Origin of the sequence: Duganella sp. SG902, from assembly GCF_013376005.1 — a bacterium.
Taxonomy (GTDB): Bacteria; Pseudomonadota; Gammaproteobacteria; order Burkholderiales; family Burkholderiaceae_D; genus Rugamonas.
Genome location: NZ_JABMJK010000001.1, coordinates 152,999 through 168,640 on the forward strand (window position 1 = coordinate 152,999; position 15,642 = coordinate 168,640).

The 15,642-nt window shown below is 64.6% G+C and carries 15 protein-coding genes; 1 reads left to right on the forward strand and 14 read right to left on the reverse strand.

Features of this window, described 5'->3' with window-relative positions; translation table 11 throughout:
* Positions 1-14: 14 nt before the first annotated feature.
* From FHW83_RS00610 to FHW83_RS00675, 14 genes are all read right to left on the reverse strand, one after another.
* Entirely contained in the window at positions 15-1,007 is a 993-nt protein-coding gene (locus tag FHW83_RS00610; protein WP_176644444.1) for an ABC transporter substrate-binding protein, read from the reverse strand.
* Between the two features lie 24 nt (positions 1,008-1,031).
* The gene (gene tolR / locus FHW83_RS00615) at positions 1,032-1,454 is read right to left on the reverse strand and encodes a protein TolR (RefSeq protein WP_176644445.1); all 423 of its coding nucleotides are present in this window, start codon (positions 1,452-1,454) and stop codon (positions 1,032-1,034) included.
* A 1-nt stretch (position 1,455) separates the two neighbouring features.
* Positions 1,456-2,235 (reverse strand): protein TolQ, encoded by a 780-nt coding sequence (tolQ, locus tag FHW83_RS00620; RefSeq protein ID WP_176644446.1) that lies wholly within the window; start codon positions 2,233-2,235, stop codon positions 1,456-1,458.
* A gap of 12 nt (positions 2,236-2,247) precedes the next feature.
* Positions 2,248-3,060, reverse strand: a complete 813-nt coding sequence (locus FHW83_RS00625) for a TonB family protein (protein ID WP_176644447.1) — start codon at positions 3,058-3,060, stop codon at positions 2,248-2,250.
* Between the two features lie 11 nt (positions 3,061-3,071).
* Entirely contained in the window at positions 3,072-3,941 is an 870-nt protein-coding gene (locus tag FHW83_RS00630) for a class II aldolase/adducin family protein (protein ID WP_176644448.1), read from the reverse strand.
* A gap of 14 nt (positions 3,942-3,955) precedes the next feature.
* A complete protein-coding gene (locus FHW83_RS00635; RefSeq protein ID WP_229223959.1) occupies positions 3,956-4,891 on the reverse strand; it encodes a D-isomer specific 2-hydroxyacid dehydrogenase family protein in 936 nt (311 codons plus the stop codon).
* A gap of 39 nt (positions 4,892-4,930) precedes the next feature.
* On the reverse strand, positions 4,931-6,034 hold the full coding sequence (locus FHW83_RS00640) for an LLM class flavin-dependent oxidoreductase (protein ID WP_176644450.1): 1,104 nt from the start codon (positions 6,032-6,034) through the stop codon (positions 4,931-4,933).
* The gene (locus FHW83_RS00645; protein ID WP_176644451.1) at positions 6,031-7,266 is read right to left on the reverse strand and encodes an acyl-CoA dehydrogenase family protein; all 1,236 of its coding nucleotides are present in this window, start codon (positions 7,264-7,266) and stop codon (positions 6,031-6,033) included. Before FHW83_RS00645 ends, FHW83_RS00640 begins: the two co-directional genes overlap by 4 nt.
* Positions 7,267-7,268: 2 nt before the next feature.
* Positions 7,269-8,105, reverse strand: coding sequence for an ABC transporter ATP-binding protein (locus FHW83_RS00650; RefSeq protein ID WP_176644452.1), 837 nt, complete (start codon positions 8,103-8,105; stop codon positions 7,269-7,271).
* A 3-nt stretch (positions 8,106-8,108) separates the two neighbouring features.
* A complete protein-coding gene (locus FHW83_RS00655; RefSeq protein ID WP_176644453.1) occupies positions 8,109-8,885 on the reverse strand; it encodes an ABC transporter permease in 777 nt (258 codons plus the stop codon).
* 109 nt (positions 8,886-8,994) lie between these two features.
* On the reverse strand, positions 8,995-9,909 hold the full coding sequence (locus tag FHW83_RS00660) for a LysR family transcriptional regulator (protein ID WP_176644454.1): 915 nt from the start codon (positions 9,907-9,909) through the stop codon (positions 8,995-8,997).
* A gap of 49 nt (positions 9,910-9,958) precedes the next feature.
* Positions 9,959-12,319 (reverse strand): TonB-dependent siderophore receptor, encoded by a 2,361-nt coding sequence (locus tag FHW83_RS00665; RefSeq protein WP_229223960.1) that lies wholly within the window; start codon positions 12,317-12,319, stop codon positions 9,959-9,961.
* Positions 12,320-12,347: 28 nt separating this feature from the next.
* Complete coding sequence (locus FHW83_RS00670) at positions 12,348-12,809, reverse strand: RidA family protein (protein WP_176644455.1); 462 nt, start codon at positions 12,807-12,809, stop codon at positions 12,348-12,350.
* 40 nt (positions 12,810-12,849) lie between these two features.
* Positions 12,850-14,412: a flavin monoamine oxidase family protein gene (locus FHW83_RS00675; protein ID WP_176644456.1), complete on the reverse strand. Its 1,563-nt coding sequence runs from the start codon at positions 14,410-14,412 to the stop codon at positions 12,850-12,852.
* Between the two features lie 213 nt (positions 14,413-14,625).
* Here FHW83_RS00675 and FHW83_RS00680 point away from each other — a divergent pair, with 213 nt between their 5' ends.
* The gene (locus FHW83_RS00680; RefSeq protein ID WP_218105905.1) at positions 14,626-15,564 is read left to right on the forward strand and encodes an aliphatic sulfonate ABC transporter substrate-binding protein; all 939 of its coding nucleotides are present in this window, start codon (positions 14,626-14,628) and stop codon (positions 15,562-15,564) included.
* Positions 15,565-15,642: the final 78 nt, after the last annotated feature.

The window sequence follows — 15,642 nt, forward strand, 5'->3', positions numbered from 1 at the left end:
TATCCCTCTCTTTATCAGGTCAAATATTTTGCGAAACTGGCGTCCCATATCGGGCGCACGTCGATGCGGCGGGCCAGCAGGCCCGCATCCGCGAATACGTCCGCCACTTTTTGCTGTGATTTGATGGCCGCGTCGTCCACCGGTATCAATTTATATGGCTCGCTGCGGTTCTTCACTTGATTGAGGAAGAACTGGGGCGGTACACCGGCGATCTGGCCGCTGCGCGCGGCCCACTTATCCGGATTGCGATTGATCCAGTCATAGACTTTCGCCACGCGCTGCAGGTAGTCGCCGATGGCCTGGTTCTTGGCCGGATCGGCGATCGCCTGGGTCGAGGCGCTGATGACGTAGTTCCCGGACAGGTAGCCCTTGGCGGTGCGCAGCACGCGCGCGCCTTGGCTCTTGGCGAATTCCACCACCAGCCCGTAGATAATCCAGGCATCGAGCTGACCGCTCTTGAAGGCAGCAAGACCGTCCTGCGGCAGCAGCGCCACCGGTTCGATATCCTTGAAGGTCAGCCCGTTCTCCTTCAACAGCTGGATCAGGAAGTAGTGCGAAGTGGTGGAACGCACGTAGCCGATACGCTTGCCCTTGAACTGCGCGGGATTGGTGATGATCGAGTTCTTCGGCACCAGCACCACCTGGTTGTTGACGTCACCGCGCAGCACGGCGATGACTTTCATCGGCGCGCCGCCCGCCACCGCGAAGATGGGGGGAATCTCGCTCATGCCGCCGAAATCGAGCGAACCGGAAGACAAGGCTTCCACGATCAGGTTACCGCCGGCGAATTCCGCCACCGCCGTCTTGTACGGAATGTCGGCCACACCGGCCTCGTTGAAGTAGGCGCTGTCGCCGCCCTTGTAGGTGCCGACACGCAGCGTCACGTCACGCAGCTGCACCGCCGTGGCGCGGGTGGCGTTGCTCCATCCGGCCAGCAAGGCCGCCATGCCGACGCCATTGCGCAGAAACTGGCGGCGAGCGCCGCCCTTCGAAGTGATCGAATCCATCATCCAGCCTTTGTAGAAAGAGGTTTAGTGCGCGGGTTGTTCCGATACCAGCGCGATGCGGGCGTAGCCGGCGTCGTTGAGCGTGCCCATGGTCTGCACTATGCGTCCGTAGGCCAGCGCCTGATCGCCGCGCAGGTGAATGCGGCGCTCCTTGTCGCCTTCCGCTTCCTTCGCCATCAGCGGCAGCAAGGTGTCCGGCGTGGCGGCGGTCTGGTTGACATAGACCGTGCCTTCGGCATTGATGCTGACCACGATCGGCGGCTTCGGTTCCTGCAGCGGCTTGGCGTTGGAGGTCGGCAGGTCCACCTTGACGCCGGCGGTCATCATCGGCGCGGCAACCATGAACACGATCAGCAGCACCAGCATCACGTCCACCAGTGGCGTGACGTTGATGTCGCTGACCGGTGAAGGACGGCTCACAGGGCCGGAGGAAAGACGCACACCCATATCAGCCCCCCTGCGCCGACAGCGGCTTGACGTTGTTGGCGGTACGCTCGGCGTGCGATACATCGACGTTTTCCACCTGGGAGTCGCCCGCCTCCAGCTGTCGCGACAGCTGCACTTCCACCAACCCTACCAGGGTGGCGATGCGGCTGGCGTAGTTATTCAAGTCCCCCGAGGCGCGGTTGTAAGCCACCACGGCGGGAATGGCGGCAACCAGACCCAAGGCGGTGGCGAACAAAGCCTCGGCGATTCCCGGCGCGACCACGGCAAGGCTGGTGTTGTTGCTGGCGGCGATGCCCTGGAAGGCATTCATGATGCCCCACACGGTGCCGAACAGGCCGACGAACGGCGCCACCGAGCCCACCGTCGCCAACACGGACAGGCCGCGCTGCAACTGCTCGATCTCGACGCTGCTGGCGATCTGGCCGACACGGTTGATGCGTTCTTTCAGGCTGTCGCGTCCAGATTCGCTGGTGTGCAGCTGCTGGCGATGCGTGGTATGCCATTCGTCGACAATGGCATGATAGATGCGGGCGAACGGGTCTTGCGCCTGCTGTTTCAGTTCCTGTGCCAGCTTGCCCAGCGAGCGCTGGCCCGCCAGCGCGGCGGTCCAGGTGATGGCGTTGCGGCGCAGGCGGGCGAAGCGCAGCAGTTTGTCGACGATGACGCCCCAGCTGATCAGCGAGGCCAATGTCAGCAGAACGAGGATGGATTTGACGATAATATCGGCCTGCTCGAATAATTCGAGGGGTGTCAGGGTGGCGGCGACTTGGGTGGCACTCATGGCGTTTCCTCTTCAGTTAATTTTGAATACGATGTTCCCGGCCAGCAGATAGCTGCTGCCGCCCAGATCGGGCAGACGCGGGAAAGGCGCGGCGCGGCGGATGGCTTCGCGCGCCGCTTCGTCCAGGGCTTCGACGCCGGATGACTGGATGTCGAAGCCCACCAGCGAGCCGTCCGGGTTGAGCGTGAGGCGGTAGCCGACCTTGCCCTGCTGGCGGCGCATCTTCGCTTCGCGCGGGTAGTCGGCGTTACGGTTGATGCGGGCGTAGACCTGGTTGACGTAGTCGGTCGGGATACCTTCGGTGCTGATCTGCCTTGGCGCTGCCGCTTGCGGCGCGGCCGGCGCTGGCGCCGGTGGAGCCGGCGTCACCGGGCCAGGCGGCGCGGCCTGCACCGGCGGCGTTGGCGGTGTGTAGGCCTCCGCCTGCGCCGCCGAGGTCTCCACCGTTTTTGGAACCGGCAGCGGTTGCGCGGCTGGCTTGGACGGCGCCAGCGCCACCTGCTTGTCCTTTACCGGTTCCGGCTTGGGCGGCGTCAGTTCCTGCTTGGGCTCGGGCTGGATGCGGATCAGCTCCACCACCGGCGGCGTGTGCGGCGGCTTGACTGTGCCGCTCGACCAGCCCCAGATCGCCACCAGCGCCGCGCCGTGAATCGCCAGCGTGGCGACGGCGCCCGGACGGCGCAGCCAATGCCGCCCATCCCCTGCTTCCAGGTATGACGTCGCGCTGCCCGCGCCATAAGCCGCGGCTGCGATGGTTCGGCCGTGTGCGACGCTCAGCGGCGCGGCGACTGCGGTGTCTTTTAGCGATAGCGTGGCGCTGGACATGGCGATTCTCCTCAGTCAAATAAATCCGGCTCTTCACGCGTGATGACGTCCCACAGCGGTTGGAAGCTGAACCAGCCGCCCGCCTCGGAACCCATCTGCGTCGACGTGTGCAGCGCCACCTCGTGCGGAATCGGCCGCGTGACGCCGGCCGCCTCGGACAGCAACTGCGCCTGCGCCGCGTTCTCGAACGCGATGTAGCGCCAGACCGCCGATTCGACCGACGCGCCGACCGTCAGCAGACCGTGGTTTTGCAGGATCACCGCTTTGCGCGGGCCCAGCGTCTCGGCGATGCGTTGGCCTTCGCTGGCATCCAGCACCACGCCGCTGAAATCGGTGAAGATGGCGTGATCCTGGTAGAACGCGCAGGAATCCTGCGTCAGCGGCTCCAGCAAGCGCCCCTGCGCGGCGAACGCCTTGCCGTACAAGCCATGCGAGTGCGCCGCCGCGATCACGTCGGGCCGCGCCTTGTGCAGCTCCGAATGGATGGCGAATGCCGCGCGGTTGAGCAGGCCGTCGCCCTCCACCACCTTGCCGTCATGGCTGACCAGCAGCAGGTCCGAGGTGCGCACATGGCCGAAGTACACGCCGGCCGGGTTGACCCAGAAGTGATCCGGAAATTCCGGATCGCGCGCCGTGATGTGGCCCGCACCTCCCATGTCGAAGCCATAGCGGGCGAACAGGCGGAACGACACCGCCAGCCGCTCCTTGCGGTGGCGCCGCCGCGCCTCGAAACCTTCCGGTTCCGGCGGCTGGGCGAAAATGATGTTGCCGTTGGCATCGCGCGGCGCGCCGTAGATGGCCGGACGCGGATACTGCTTGCCGACCGTGCGCAAATGAGGGCGCGACAAGGGCGCGGAATACAGTGGTGCGGAGCTGCTCATATGAAGTCCTTGTGTCAGTAGCCGCGCGCGGTGTCCACCACGTCGGTCAGTGGTTGGCCGCTGCGGAAGCGGTCCAGGTTCAGCACAAACTTGTCGATCAGTGCGGGCACGATCTGGTCGGTGCTGGGCGAAATATGCGGCGACAGGCGCACGCGGGGATGGCGATAGAACGCATGGCCGGCCGGCAGCGGCTCGGGGTCGGTCACGTCCAGCGTGGCCAGCGCCAGCTTGCCCTCGTCCAGCGCATCCAGCAGCGCCTGATGGTCGACCAGGTTGCCGCGCGCGATGTTGATGAGATGAAGATTCGGTCTGGCGTGCGCCAGCGCAGCGCGGCTGATCGCGTGGTGGGTCTCCGGCGTGGATGGCGCGGCCAGCACCAGGTGGTCGGAACGGGCCACCAGCTGTTCCAGCGTATCCACCCGTTCCACACCCGCCACCTCAAACGGCGCGTCGGAACGGCGCAGCGCGATCACCTTGATGCCGAGCGCCAGCGCGCGCTGCGCGAGCGCCTGACCGATGGAACCGAAGCCGTACAGGCCCAGCGTGGTGGCCTGCACCAGCCCAAGCTGGATGCGGCGCCAGTCGCTGGCCTGCTCCAGCCAGATCTCCGGCACGCGCTTGGCGGCGGTGAAGATCGCCGCCAGCACATATTCAGCGATGGCGATCGACGCCGTGCCGCGTGCCGACGTCACCACCGGGCCGTCGAACAGCCAATCCGGGTAGTAATCGATGCCGACCGACGCCAGTTGCACCCACCGCACATCGCTCCAGCCCCGTGGCGCGGGAACGGTGCGCAGCGACTGGCCTTTCGGCGCGGGCAAGGCAAACAGCACATCCGCGCCCGGTGGCAGCTCGGTCAACGGACCGGGCGCCACGTCGCGCACCGCCAGGCCGGTGCGCTGGGCCAGCAGCGCGTTGACCTTGGGGTCGAACTGGCTGGCTACGATCAAATCACTCTTCACTGCACTCATCGCTGTACTCCGTCGTTCTCAAGCCGCCAGGCGTTTTTCCTGGGTCTCGCGTTCCGCGATCGCGGCGCGCACCAGCGGGATCAGCTCACGGCCGTATTGCAGCGCGTCCGCGATCGGATCGAAGCCGCGAATCAGGAACGTGGTCACGCCCAGTTCCCAATACTTGAGCAGCGCATCGCGCACCTGTTCCGGCGTGCCTACCAGGCCGGTCGAGTTGCCGGCGGCCTTGGTCAGGGCGGCGATGCCGGTCCACAGGCGTTCGTCCACCACATTGCCCTTGGCGACGGTTTCCAGCAGACGTTGCGAACCGGCGTTCTGCGGATTCTGCGGGCGCACGCTGAAGAACTGGTTGCCTTTCACGCGTTCGGTGGCTGCGGCCAGTATGGCGTCCGCCTTGGCCCAGGCCTTTTCCTCGGTCTCCGCCAGCACCGGGCGCAGCGACAGGCTGAAACGGATCTTGTCGGCGCGGCCATGCTTGGCGGCGGCGGCACGCACGCGGCTGATGGTCTCCTCCACCTGCGCCAGCGATTCTCCCCACAGCGCGTAGACATCGGCGTGCTTGCCAGCGACTTCGATCGCGGCTTCCGAGGAGCCGCCGAAGTACACAGGAATATGCTGGTTGTGCAGCGGACGCACGCCGGCGTTCTGTCCCTTGAAGCGGTACAGCGGGCCTTCGTGGTCGAAAGGACCTTCCGAAGTCCAGGTCTTCTTCACCACGTCCAGGTATTCGTCGGTGCGCTTGTAGCGCTGGTCGTGATCGAGGAAATCGCCATCGCGCTGCTGTTCGGTGTCGTCGCCGCCGCTGATAACGTGGACCGCCAGGCGGCCGTCGCTGAAGTGATCCAGCGTGGCGAACTGGCGTGCCGCCAGCGTCGGCGCCACAAAGCCGGGACGGTGCGCCAGCAGGATGCCCAGCTTGTCCGTCTGCGAAGCGATGTACGACGCAACCTGGAAGCCGTCCACCGAAGCGCTGCTGTGCGCCACCAGCACACGGTCGAAACCCGCGTATTCATGGGCACGGGCGACCGCGCCAAGATAGCTCTTGTTGACCACAGGGCCATGCGGCAGCACGGTTTCAGTCACTTCCTGGGTGGCGCTAAAGCCGATAAATTCGATACTCATGATGCGTCCTTTGCAGTAATGGTTGAGATGCCGGCCACGCCGGAGAGAGAAGCTTTTCTGGCGGCGCGTGCGGCGAAGGCGGCGCGCCCGCTGTTAATCAGGATGGTGTCGTTTTGCGGCGTATGGATGCGTGAACACAGCACGTCGCGGTAATGGCGTTCCAGCGGATTGGCGCGCGACAGGCCTGGATTGCCGCTCAGCTCAATCGCCTTTTCCACCACCTGGATCGCGGTGTTAGTGACCAGGTATTTGATGCGGAACGCGTCGGCCGCCGGTACCGCTCCGTTGGCGGCTGAATCGAGCAGCACGCGGTTGGAGAACAGCAGCGCATCCAGCTGCCCCAGCGCCTCCTGAAAGCGCGGCAGGCTGGATAAGGGCGCGCCAAGGTTGGCCGGCACACGATCCTCCAGCCAGCCGGCCAGCCAGTCGCGCGCATTGCGAGCCACCGCGTCGTAGATGGCGGACAGCAGCACGGACATCCACAGCAGCAGCGACGCGTCCAGTTCCGGCGCGGCGCTGGCCGGTGATACTTCCACCGCGTGCTCCAGCGGCACCAGCACGTCGTCGAATACCACCTCGTGACTGCCGGTGGCGCGCATGCCGAGGTGGTCCCAGGTTTCGATGATGCTGATGCCCGGCGTATCGCGGTGCACCAGCCAGCTGCCAACCAACGGCTCGGCATCGTCGCTGCGCGCCCACACGCCCAACCAGGTCAGGCGCGGAATGCCGGTCGAGTAGATCTTGCGTCCGCTGATGCGCCAGCCTTCAGGCGTGCGGCGGGCGACGGTGCCCGGCAGGCCGCCGCGCGCGGGCGTGCCCAGTTCCGGCTCCACGCGCAAGGCGTTGATCAAGGCGCCGTCGCGCAGCGTGTCTTCCACCACGCGGTGCAGCAGGTGCTGCGGCCATTTGGCCTGGCGGCCGGAGGCATGGTGCAGACACTGCATGGTCAGCACCAGGGCGGTGGACGGTTCGCCGCGCGCCACGGCGGCGATCACGCGTGTGGTCTGCGCCAGGTTGGCACCAAGGCCACCCAGCGCGCGCGGCACGGTCAGGCCAAGCAGGCCCAATTCATGCAGGCGCTCGAAATTCCGGTGCGGGAAGCTGCCGTCACGGTCATGCTGTTCGGCGGTGGCGGCAAATTCGGCGGTCAGCGTTTCCAGCAGCGCGGCGAATTCCGGGCTGTCCAGTTGATGGCTGTGTTCTGCGGTGGGCAAGCGGAGGACGGAAGTCATGATCAGATCGAGAAGTTACTGAAGTTGAATGGCGTGACGATGGGCGTGGGCGTCTCCGGCTGCGCCGCAGCCGGCGGTTCGTCGATCTCAACCCCCAGCAATTGCAGCAGCTGCGTGCGCACTTTCTGGAATTGCGGCGATTCGGCGCTGCGCGGCCGCTGCTGCGTGATCGTGATGTCGGCGGCGATACGGCCCTGCTCCAGCACCAGCACGCGGTCCGCCAGCAGCACCGCTTCGTCGACGTCGTGCGTCACCAGCAGGACGGACGGGCGGTGCTGGCGCCACAGCGAAAGGATCAACTGATGCATGCGGATGCGGGTCAGCGCATCCAATGCGGCGAACGGTTCGTCCAGCAACAACAGCTGCGGCTCACGCACCAGCGCGCGCGCCAGCGCCACGCGCTGGGCTTCACCGCCGGAGAGCGTGGTCGGCCAGGCATTCTCGCGGTGCGCCAGCCCCACTTCCGCCAGCGCGGCACGGGCACGCTCACGCGGCCGGTCGATGCTCAACCCCAGGGTGACGTTGCGCCATGCGCGCTTCCATGGCATCAGGCGCGGCTCCTGGAACACGGCAGCGCGCGCGTGCGGCACGTCCAGCGTGCCGGAGCTGATGCGGTCGAGTCCCGCCAGGGCGCGCAGCAGCGTGGTTTTGCCGGAACCGCTGCGGCCCAGCAGGGCCACGAATTCACCGGCGCGGATATCGAGATCCAGGTTATCGAGGATGGTGTTGGCGCCGAAGCGCTTGCTCAGCTGGCGCGCCTGTACAGGGCTGCGCGGCAAGGCCGGCGCGTCATCGCGGTGTGCCTTCTGGCGCGGCAAATTCAAAGTCAGAGAAGGCATGCTTTAATCCTTGATGAAAGTAGGACGCCAGGCCAGCGCGTAGTGTTCGATGCCGCGTACCAGCAGGTCGGTGGCGAGGCCCAGCAGGCTGTAGACCATCAGGCAGACCACGATAACGTCGGTGCGCATGAAATCGCGGGCGTTGTTGATCAGGTAGCCCAGGCCGGCGGTGGCGTTGATCTGCTCCACCACCACCAGCGACAGCCAGCTCACACCCAGCGAGTAGCGCAGGCCTATCAGAAAGGACGGCAAGGCGCCCGGCAGGATCACGTGCACGATCTGCTGCGGGTAACTCAGGCCAAACAGGCGCGCCGCCTCCACCAGCTTGGAATCGACGCCGCGAATGCCGCTGTACAGCGACAGGTACATCGGGAAGGTGGTGGCGTAGGCGATCAGCGTGATCTTGGTGAATTCACCGATGCCGAACCACAGGATGAACAATGGCACCAGGCCAAGGAAAGGCACGGTGCGCGCCATTTGCATGCTGGAGTCCACCGCCACCTCGCCCTGGCGCGACAGGCCGGAGATCAGCGCCAGCGCGGTCCCCAGCGGCAGTGACACGGCCATGCCGGTGAGGACGCGCTGCAGCGACACCAGCACATTGCTGCCGATTTCGCCGTTGGCGGTCAGCTCGCCGAGGGTGATGAAGATTTGCGACGGCGCCGCCAGGATACGTTCCGGCAGCACGCCGGTGCGGGAAGCGATCTCCCACAGCGCCAACAAGACCAGCGGTCCGAAGGCACGGCGGAAGACCTGCGTTTGAAGCGTTGAAACCGACATGTTTGCATCCCTATCGAAGCAGTTAAAGCTAGTATAGGGAGCAAATAATTATGATAAAACTAATCGTTTCAACTATTGATATATGATTTTCAGGAATAATCCTGAGCAATCATCTTGCGACAATTTTGAGGGGAGATTCGGCGAACGCGTGCTGCACCGCCTGCGCGAAGAAGTCGATCGCATGCTGCACCGGGCCCGGTTGCAAAGGCTGCACCAGCCAGATATCCAGCACCGGCTTGAAGTCGGAAACGTTGACAATGTCGAGGTGAGCGCGATGGCGGCTGCGCTCCAGGATGGGGCGCGGCATCAATCCCAGTCCGATACCGCTGGCCGCCAGCCCAAGCTGGAGATCGGTGCCGAAGGTCTCCAGATTGATCTTGAACGACAGTCCCTGCTCCGCCAGCGCGCGGGCCAGACCGGCGCGGAAGCCGCAACCGTCGGGGTTGAGCACAAAACCGGTGCTGTAGATGTCGCGCAGCTTGTAACTACGCTTCGGCATCGAATCCTTCCTGGCCACCACCACCAATTCGATGCGTCCCAAAGCCCGCCCCGTCAAGCCCTCAGGCAGCACCTTGGTGGCCGGGAACAGGGCCACCGCCGCATCGATCTCCGCGTTGGCTACCCGCTCCACCAGTTGCGAGCCCCATCCGGACGACACTTCCGTATGCAGCTCCTTGAAAGTGCGGTTCAGCTTTTGCAGGGTATCGAGCAGCACCACGTCGCCGATGGTCTGGATCACGCCGATGCGGAACACGCCGGTCGGCGCATGGTCCGCCTGCACCATGGCGCGCAGGCGGTCGACTTCCTGCAGCACGCGGCCGCATTGGTCGAACACCTGGCGTCCCATGGCGCTGGGCTTGGGCGGCTTGACCGTGCGGTCCAGCAGCTCCACGCCCAGCGCGTGCTCCAGGTTCTGCACGCGCCGCGTGATGGCCGACTGGGTCAGCCCCAGGGCCTCGGCCGCGGCGCTGACCGACTGGTTGCGCACCACGGCCACGAAGGCGCTGATGTCATCTATTTTCATGTCGTTATCGAGGTAAGCCATACGAAAAACAGACGTCATCTTAACAGCATCAGAACTTGTAGCTGGCGCGGACGTAGTAATACGAGCCGTTGAACGGTATCTGGGCCGACGCCGTGTCGTACTGATACACGCCGAGGTAGCGGCTGATGGCTGGCACCTTGCTGGGATAGACATCAAATAGATTGTTGGCGCCAACGGCCAGTTGCAGCTTCTTGGTCGCCGCATAGCGCACTTCGAGATCCGTGATGGTTTTCGGCGCATTCTCGATGTGGTTGAACACCGAGGTCGAATAGATATTCGGTCCGGAATAGAAGGTCGCCTCGGTGGCGGTCTTGCCGTAGCGGGTGGCGTGCAAGCTGATACTCAGCGCATCCCTGGTCCAGACGCCGCCGACGATCAACTTGTTCTTCGGAGTAGCAGTGGTCAGGTAGCCGATCTGCTGGGCGTTGAGCAGGGTTTTGCCATTGCCATCGATACCGACCTTGGTCACCTTGCTGTTGTTGATATTGGCGCTGGCGTCCCAGTCGATGCGGCCGCCGTTGGCGAAGTTGGTCGGATAGTTCAGCACCAGGTCCACACCCTGCGTGCGGGTGTCGACGCCATTCGCGAAGTAGCTGGCGCTGACGGAGGACAGGCCGCTCGGCAGCGAGATGCCGGCGCCCGTCAGCGCGGCAATCGCCACCGCGCCGCTGTAGGTGCCCCCCTGGACGATACGGTCGCGGATATCGATGCGGTAGGCATCCAGCGTGATGTGCAGGTTATCGACAGGTTCCGCCACCAGACCCAGATTGTAGCTGCGCGATTTTTCAGGGCGCAGCGGCGTGGCGCCCAGCTTGCGCGCCGCATCCGAGTTCACAGCCAACTGGCCGCCGGCGGTGGTTGGCGACACGGCCAGGCTGGTGTAGTACTCCTGCGCCAGCGACGGCGCGCGGAAGCCCGTGCTGGCGGTGGCGCGCAAGGCCACCTTGGGCGTGAACTCATAGCGGGTCGACAGCTTGGCGTTGCGGGTGCTGCCGGCATCGCTGTAATGTTCGTAACGGCCGGCCAGTTCACCCTCCCACTCCTTGGTGAACTTGGTGGAGAAGTCGGCGTAGGCCGCGCCGATATTGCGCGAGTGCTTGCCGGCGCTGACCGGCGACAGGCCTGGCAAGGCCTGCGCACCGCTGCCGTAGTACGAGGCCGGATCGCCGGCGCCAATCTCATAGGTCTCGCGGCGGAACTCCGCGCCCAGCGCCACGCTCAACGGCGCCGCCAGCCCGGCGTCGAAGGAGCGGGCCAGGTCCCCGTTGGCGGCTTGCTGCGTGTTCTGGAACTGCGACAGGTGGAAGCTGGTCGGCGTGGCGCCGGTGGCCGCATACAAATCGGTGTTGGCCGAATCGACCATGCCGATCTTGACGTTGTCGCTGCCGTAGGTGGCGCTCAAGTCCCAGCGCCAGCCGCCGAGATCCGTGCCCTTGATGCCGGCGGTGATGCCGCCGTCGGTCTCGTTGCTGGTCTCCACTGGCGTGAAGCCGTTCGGGTAGATTTTGGGCAGGCGGTTCGGCAGGCGATAGTTCTGGTAGCTGCCGCCGGTGCGGTGCGCCACCGTGCCGAAGGCGTACAGCTCCACGTCCTTGCTGAGCGAGATGCCGGCGTTGGCGCCGAAAGATTCGCGGCGGATGTAGGGGTCGCCCAGCGTCTTGTTGGCGAAGGTGCCGGTGCGTTCGTCCGGGCCGCTGCGGAAGCTGTGCTCATGGCGGCGGTACTCCGCGCTCAGGTGCAGGAAACCGTCTTCGCCCAGCGTAAGGCCGGCGTCGGCCGCGCCACCCAGGGTGAAACCGTCGCCACGCGAGTATTCGCCGCTGGTCGCGGTCACGCCAGCGCCACTGCTGCTGTTTTTCAGGATGATGTTGATCACGCCCGCGATCGCGTCCGAACCGTATTGTGCGGCGGCCCCGTCGCGCAGCACCTCGATGTGATCGACCGCGCTGACTGGAATCAGGTCCACGTCCACTGGCGTAGCGCCCTGCTGCGAGCCAGGATCGGCGGTGATATTGGCCGAGGTGTGGCGGCGCTTGCCGTTCACCAGCAGCAGCACGTGGTTAGGGCTCAGGCCACGCAGCGTCAGGGCGCTGGTCAGGTTGGCGGCATCGCCGGTTTGCGCGAGGCGATTCACGGAAGGCAGCAGCTTGACCAGCGCGTCACGCAGGTCGGTCTGGCCGGTGCGCTGCAAGTCCTTGGCGCTGATGACGTCAATGGGGCTCAGGCTTTCGCCGGCGGAGCGTTGGATGTCACGGGTGCCTGTGACCACCACGTCCTGGATGGCGCCGGCGGCGGCGGGTGTGTTGGAGATGGCATCAGCGTCGACAGCCCATGCGGGCGACGCGGCGTACAGAAGGGAGATGGCGATGGCTATTTTCGTGTGCTTCATGCGGGAGGGCTCCAGTTTCGGTTGAGTTTTATTTTTTGACGCGGGCGGCGATCAGGTCGATTTCCACCAGCGCGCCGGGCAGCGGCAACGCGGCCACCTGCAGCGCGGTGCGCGCCGGTTTGTTCGGTTGTTCGGCGGTGCCGAAGAATTGGCCGAACGAGGCGTTCAAGCCCTTGAAATCGAGCTTGTTATCGAGCTTGGGGTCACCGACCAGGAACACGCGCAGCGACACCACGTCCGCGAAGGTCAGGCCCTCGTTGGCCAACGCGGCTTTCAAGCGCGTGAGCACGGACTGGGTTTGGGTTTGTGTGTCGCCGTCGACCGATTCCGGCAGCACGCCGCTGAAATAGACGGTTTCCGCACCGGCAGGCACTGAGACCGCCACCGAGATCGGGAAGTTGGAGTTGGGGATGGGGGTGCGCTTGATCTGTTGCGCGTGGGCGGAGGAAGCGGCGATCAACAGTGCGGCGAGCAGTAATTTGGTTTTCATGGCAAGTCCTTTCATCAGAGTGCGCGAGGGCGCGGAATCATCAAGCGGCAACGCGGCCGGCGATGGCGGCGACGGCGTGGTGGGCGGACAGCGCGGCGCCCTCCTGCCAGGCGCCGATCTGGCTCAGATATTCGCCGGCGAAGTGCACACGGCCTTCGGGTTGGTTCAAACGGGTATACTCCTTTTCCGCCGGCGTGGCCCAGTGCACCCACGAGCCCAGGCTGTACGGCACCTTGTGCCATGCGACGCTGACCGGATTTTTCAATTCCGCGCCACGGCCAGGATGGACGCGGTCGATCACGCCGCGCGATGACGCGAACTGTGCGCTCAATGGCTGTGCCGTGAAGTCGCGCGCGTTCTGGCCGATGTTGTAGCAGCCCACCAGCACACCGGTCTTCTTGTGGAAGCCGCCGCTCGGATACCAGATCAATGAGGTTTCGTGCTTCACCACCGAGATGCCGCCGTAGATCTGCGCGTCGGTCTCCCAGAAGCGGCGCGACTGCCAAGCGATCTTGCTGGCGGTATCGTAGTGGACGTTACTGATGGCCTGTTTCACCTCGGGCGAGAAGTTGGTTTCCACCTGTGCCAGCACCGGCAACGGGAAAGTGACGATGGCGTAATCGGCCGACAGTGTCCTCAGCTTGCCGCTAGCGCGGTCGCGCACCACTACATCCACGCCCTTGTCCTTGTTGGTGATCGATTTCACCTCGGTGTTCAGGCGCGAGATGTCTTTCAGGCGCTGGTGGAAGGCGTGCGGGATGCGGTCCATGCCGCCCACTGGTTGCAGCATGGTCGGTTGGAAGATCAGCAGCTCGTCAAAGATCAATGCGGTCCACAGGTCGGGATCGAGCAAGGCTTCCAGCGGCAGCGGATCGTTGCGCTCCCCGACTTTCCCGGCGGCGCCGGGATAGACCTTGTAGCCGGAACGTTCGCTGCCCTTGAACTCCGCCTGCGGCGTCAGGTCGCCGTAGACCTTGAGGAATTCCACCAGTTTGGCGCGGTCTTCGACACTCAGTTCCTGATCCAGCGCGCCCTTGCTGGTTGCCTTGGCCAGCAGTTCGGAGATGTGCCCACGCACGTCGTTGACGGCGCGGCGCAGCTGGATCGGCTGGCCGCCCTTGGCCGCATCCGGCAGGAAGTAGGCGCTGCGGCTGGTGTTCACCTCCGCCTCCAGCTCAACGCCGAATTCGCGGCAGTAGCCGAGGATGGTCTGGTGATGGCTCGGCAGACGCGCCGGGCCGGCATTGAAGTAGTGGCCCGGCTCAAAGTCCGCCACCTGTGTGCTGCCATCGTTGAGTTCTATGCGCGTCCCATTGCGGATGGTCCAATTACGGCCACCGACGCGGTCGCGCGCTTCGATCAACTGCACTTGATAGCCAGCCTTGCGTAATTCGTACGCCGACACCAGGCCGGCAATGCCGGCGCCCAGCACCAGCACCTTGATGCCCTTGCCCGAGCCGGGGGCCAGTTGCAGCGCGGGCGCGTCGCCAGCGGCGGCGATGCCAGTGGCGCCAAGGCCTAGTGTGGTCATGGCTGCCGCAGCCGCCGCGTAGCCACTGGTGGCGGCAAGCTGCATCAGGAATGTCCTGCGTGTTACGGTCATAGATCGCTCCATATCGGTGAGTTTGAACCGATCTTATGACGCGCCAACATTATGTATAAACTAATTCTTTATCATATTGAAATATGAAATTTGTGAATAATGTGTTTTCATCGGCGATATGTGCTTGCGCTATATTCAAAGTCGAAAGCATTCGTTTCAATCGCTGGCGGCGGCGTCGTACCATCGTGGGATAACCATCTTCAGGAGCCGATCATGCAACGCCGTACCATGCTGTCCTTGTTATCCCTGCTGCCGATCGCGTCGTGGGCACAAAAAGCGCCCTCCACGCTGCGTATTGGCTATCAGAAGTCATCCACCCTGCTGACGGTGCTGAAAGTACGCGGGCAACTGGAGCAGGACCTGGCGCCGCTGGGTGTGAAAGTGACGTGGCATGAATTCTCCAGCGGCCTGCCGTTGCTGGAGGCCTTGAATGTGGGCGGAGTGGACCTGAGCGCCGACGTGGCCGATACGGTGCCGGTGTTCGCACAGGCGGCCGGCGCGCAGCTGACTTACTTCGCGCAGGAAGCGCCCTCGCCTTCGGCGCAAGCCATCGTGGTGCGCGCGGATTCACCGATCAACAGCGTGGCGGACTTGAAGGGCAAGAAGATTGCCGTCACCAAGGCCGCCGGCAGCCACTATTTGCTGATCTCCGCGCTGGACAAGGCGGGACTGCGCTTCAAGGACATCGAGCCGGCTTACCTGACGCCAGCCGATGGGCGCGCGGCGTTTGAGCGCGGCAGCGTGGCGGCCTGGGTAACGTGGGATCCGTACCTGGCCGGCGTGCAGAACCAGTCGCAAGTGCGTGTGCTGGCCGACGGCCGTAACGTGGCGGATTACCAGCGCTACTATCTGGCGTCGACGGCTTACGCCACCGCACATCCGGAAGTGCTGGCGGTGGTGTTCGAAGCCTTGCGCAAGACCGGCAAATGGGTCAAACAATCGCCCAAGGAAGCGGCGGAGCTGCTGGCGCCAGCGTGGGGCCTGGACGCGAAGACGGTGGAACTGGCCAACAGCCGCCGCAGCTACGCCGTGAGGCTGGTGCTGAAGGATGCGCTGGGCGAACAGCAACGCATTGCGGACGCGTTTTACGGCGAAGGCCTCCTGCCCCGCAAACTCGACGCCACCGCAGTGCCGCTCTGGCGCTTGCGTTGATTCGCGATCAGGAACTCATCAGCCGAGTGGGAACTTGGGGCGTTGTCGCCCCTCCTCGTGGGCTCAAGGCGCAGCGCG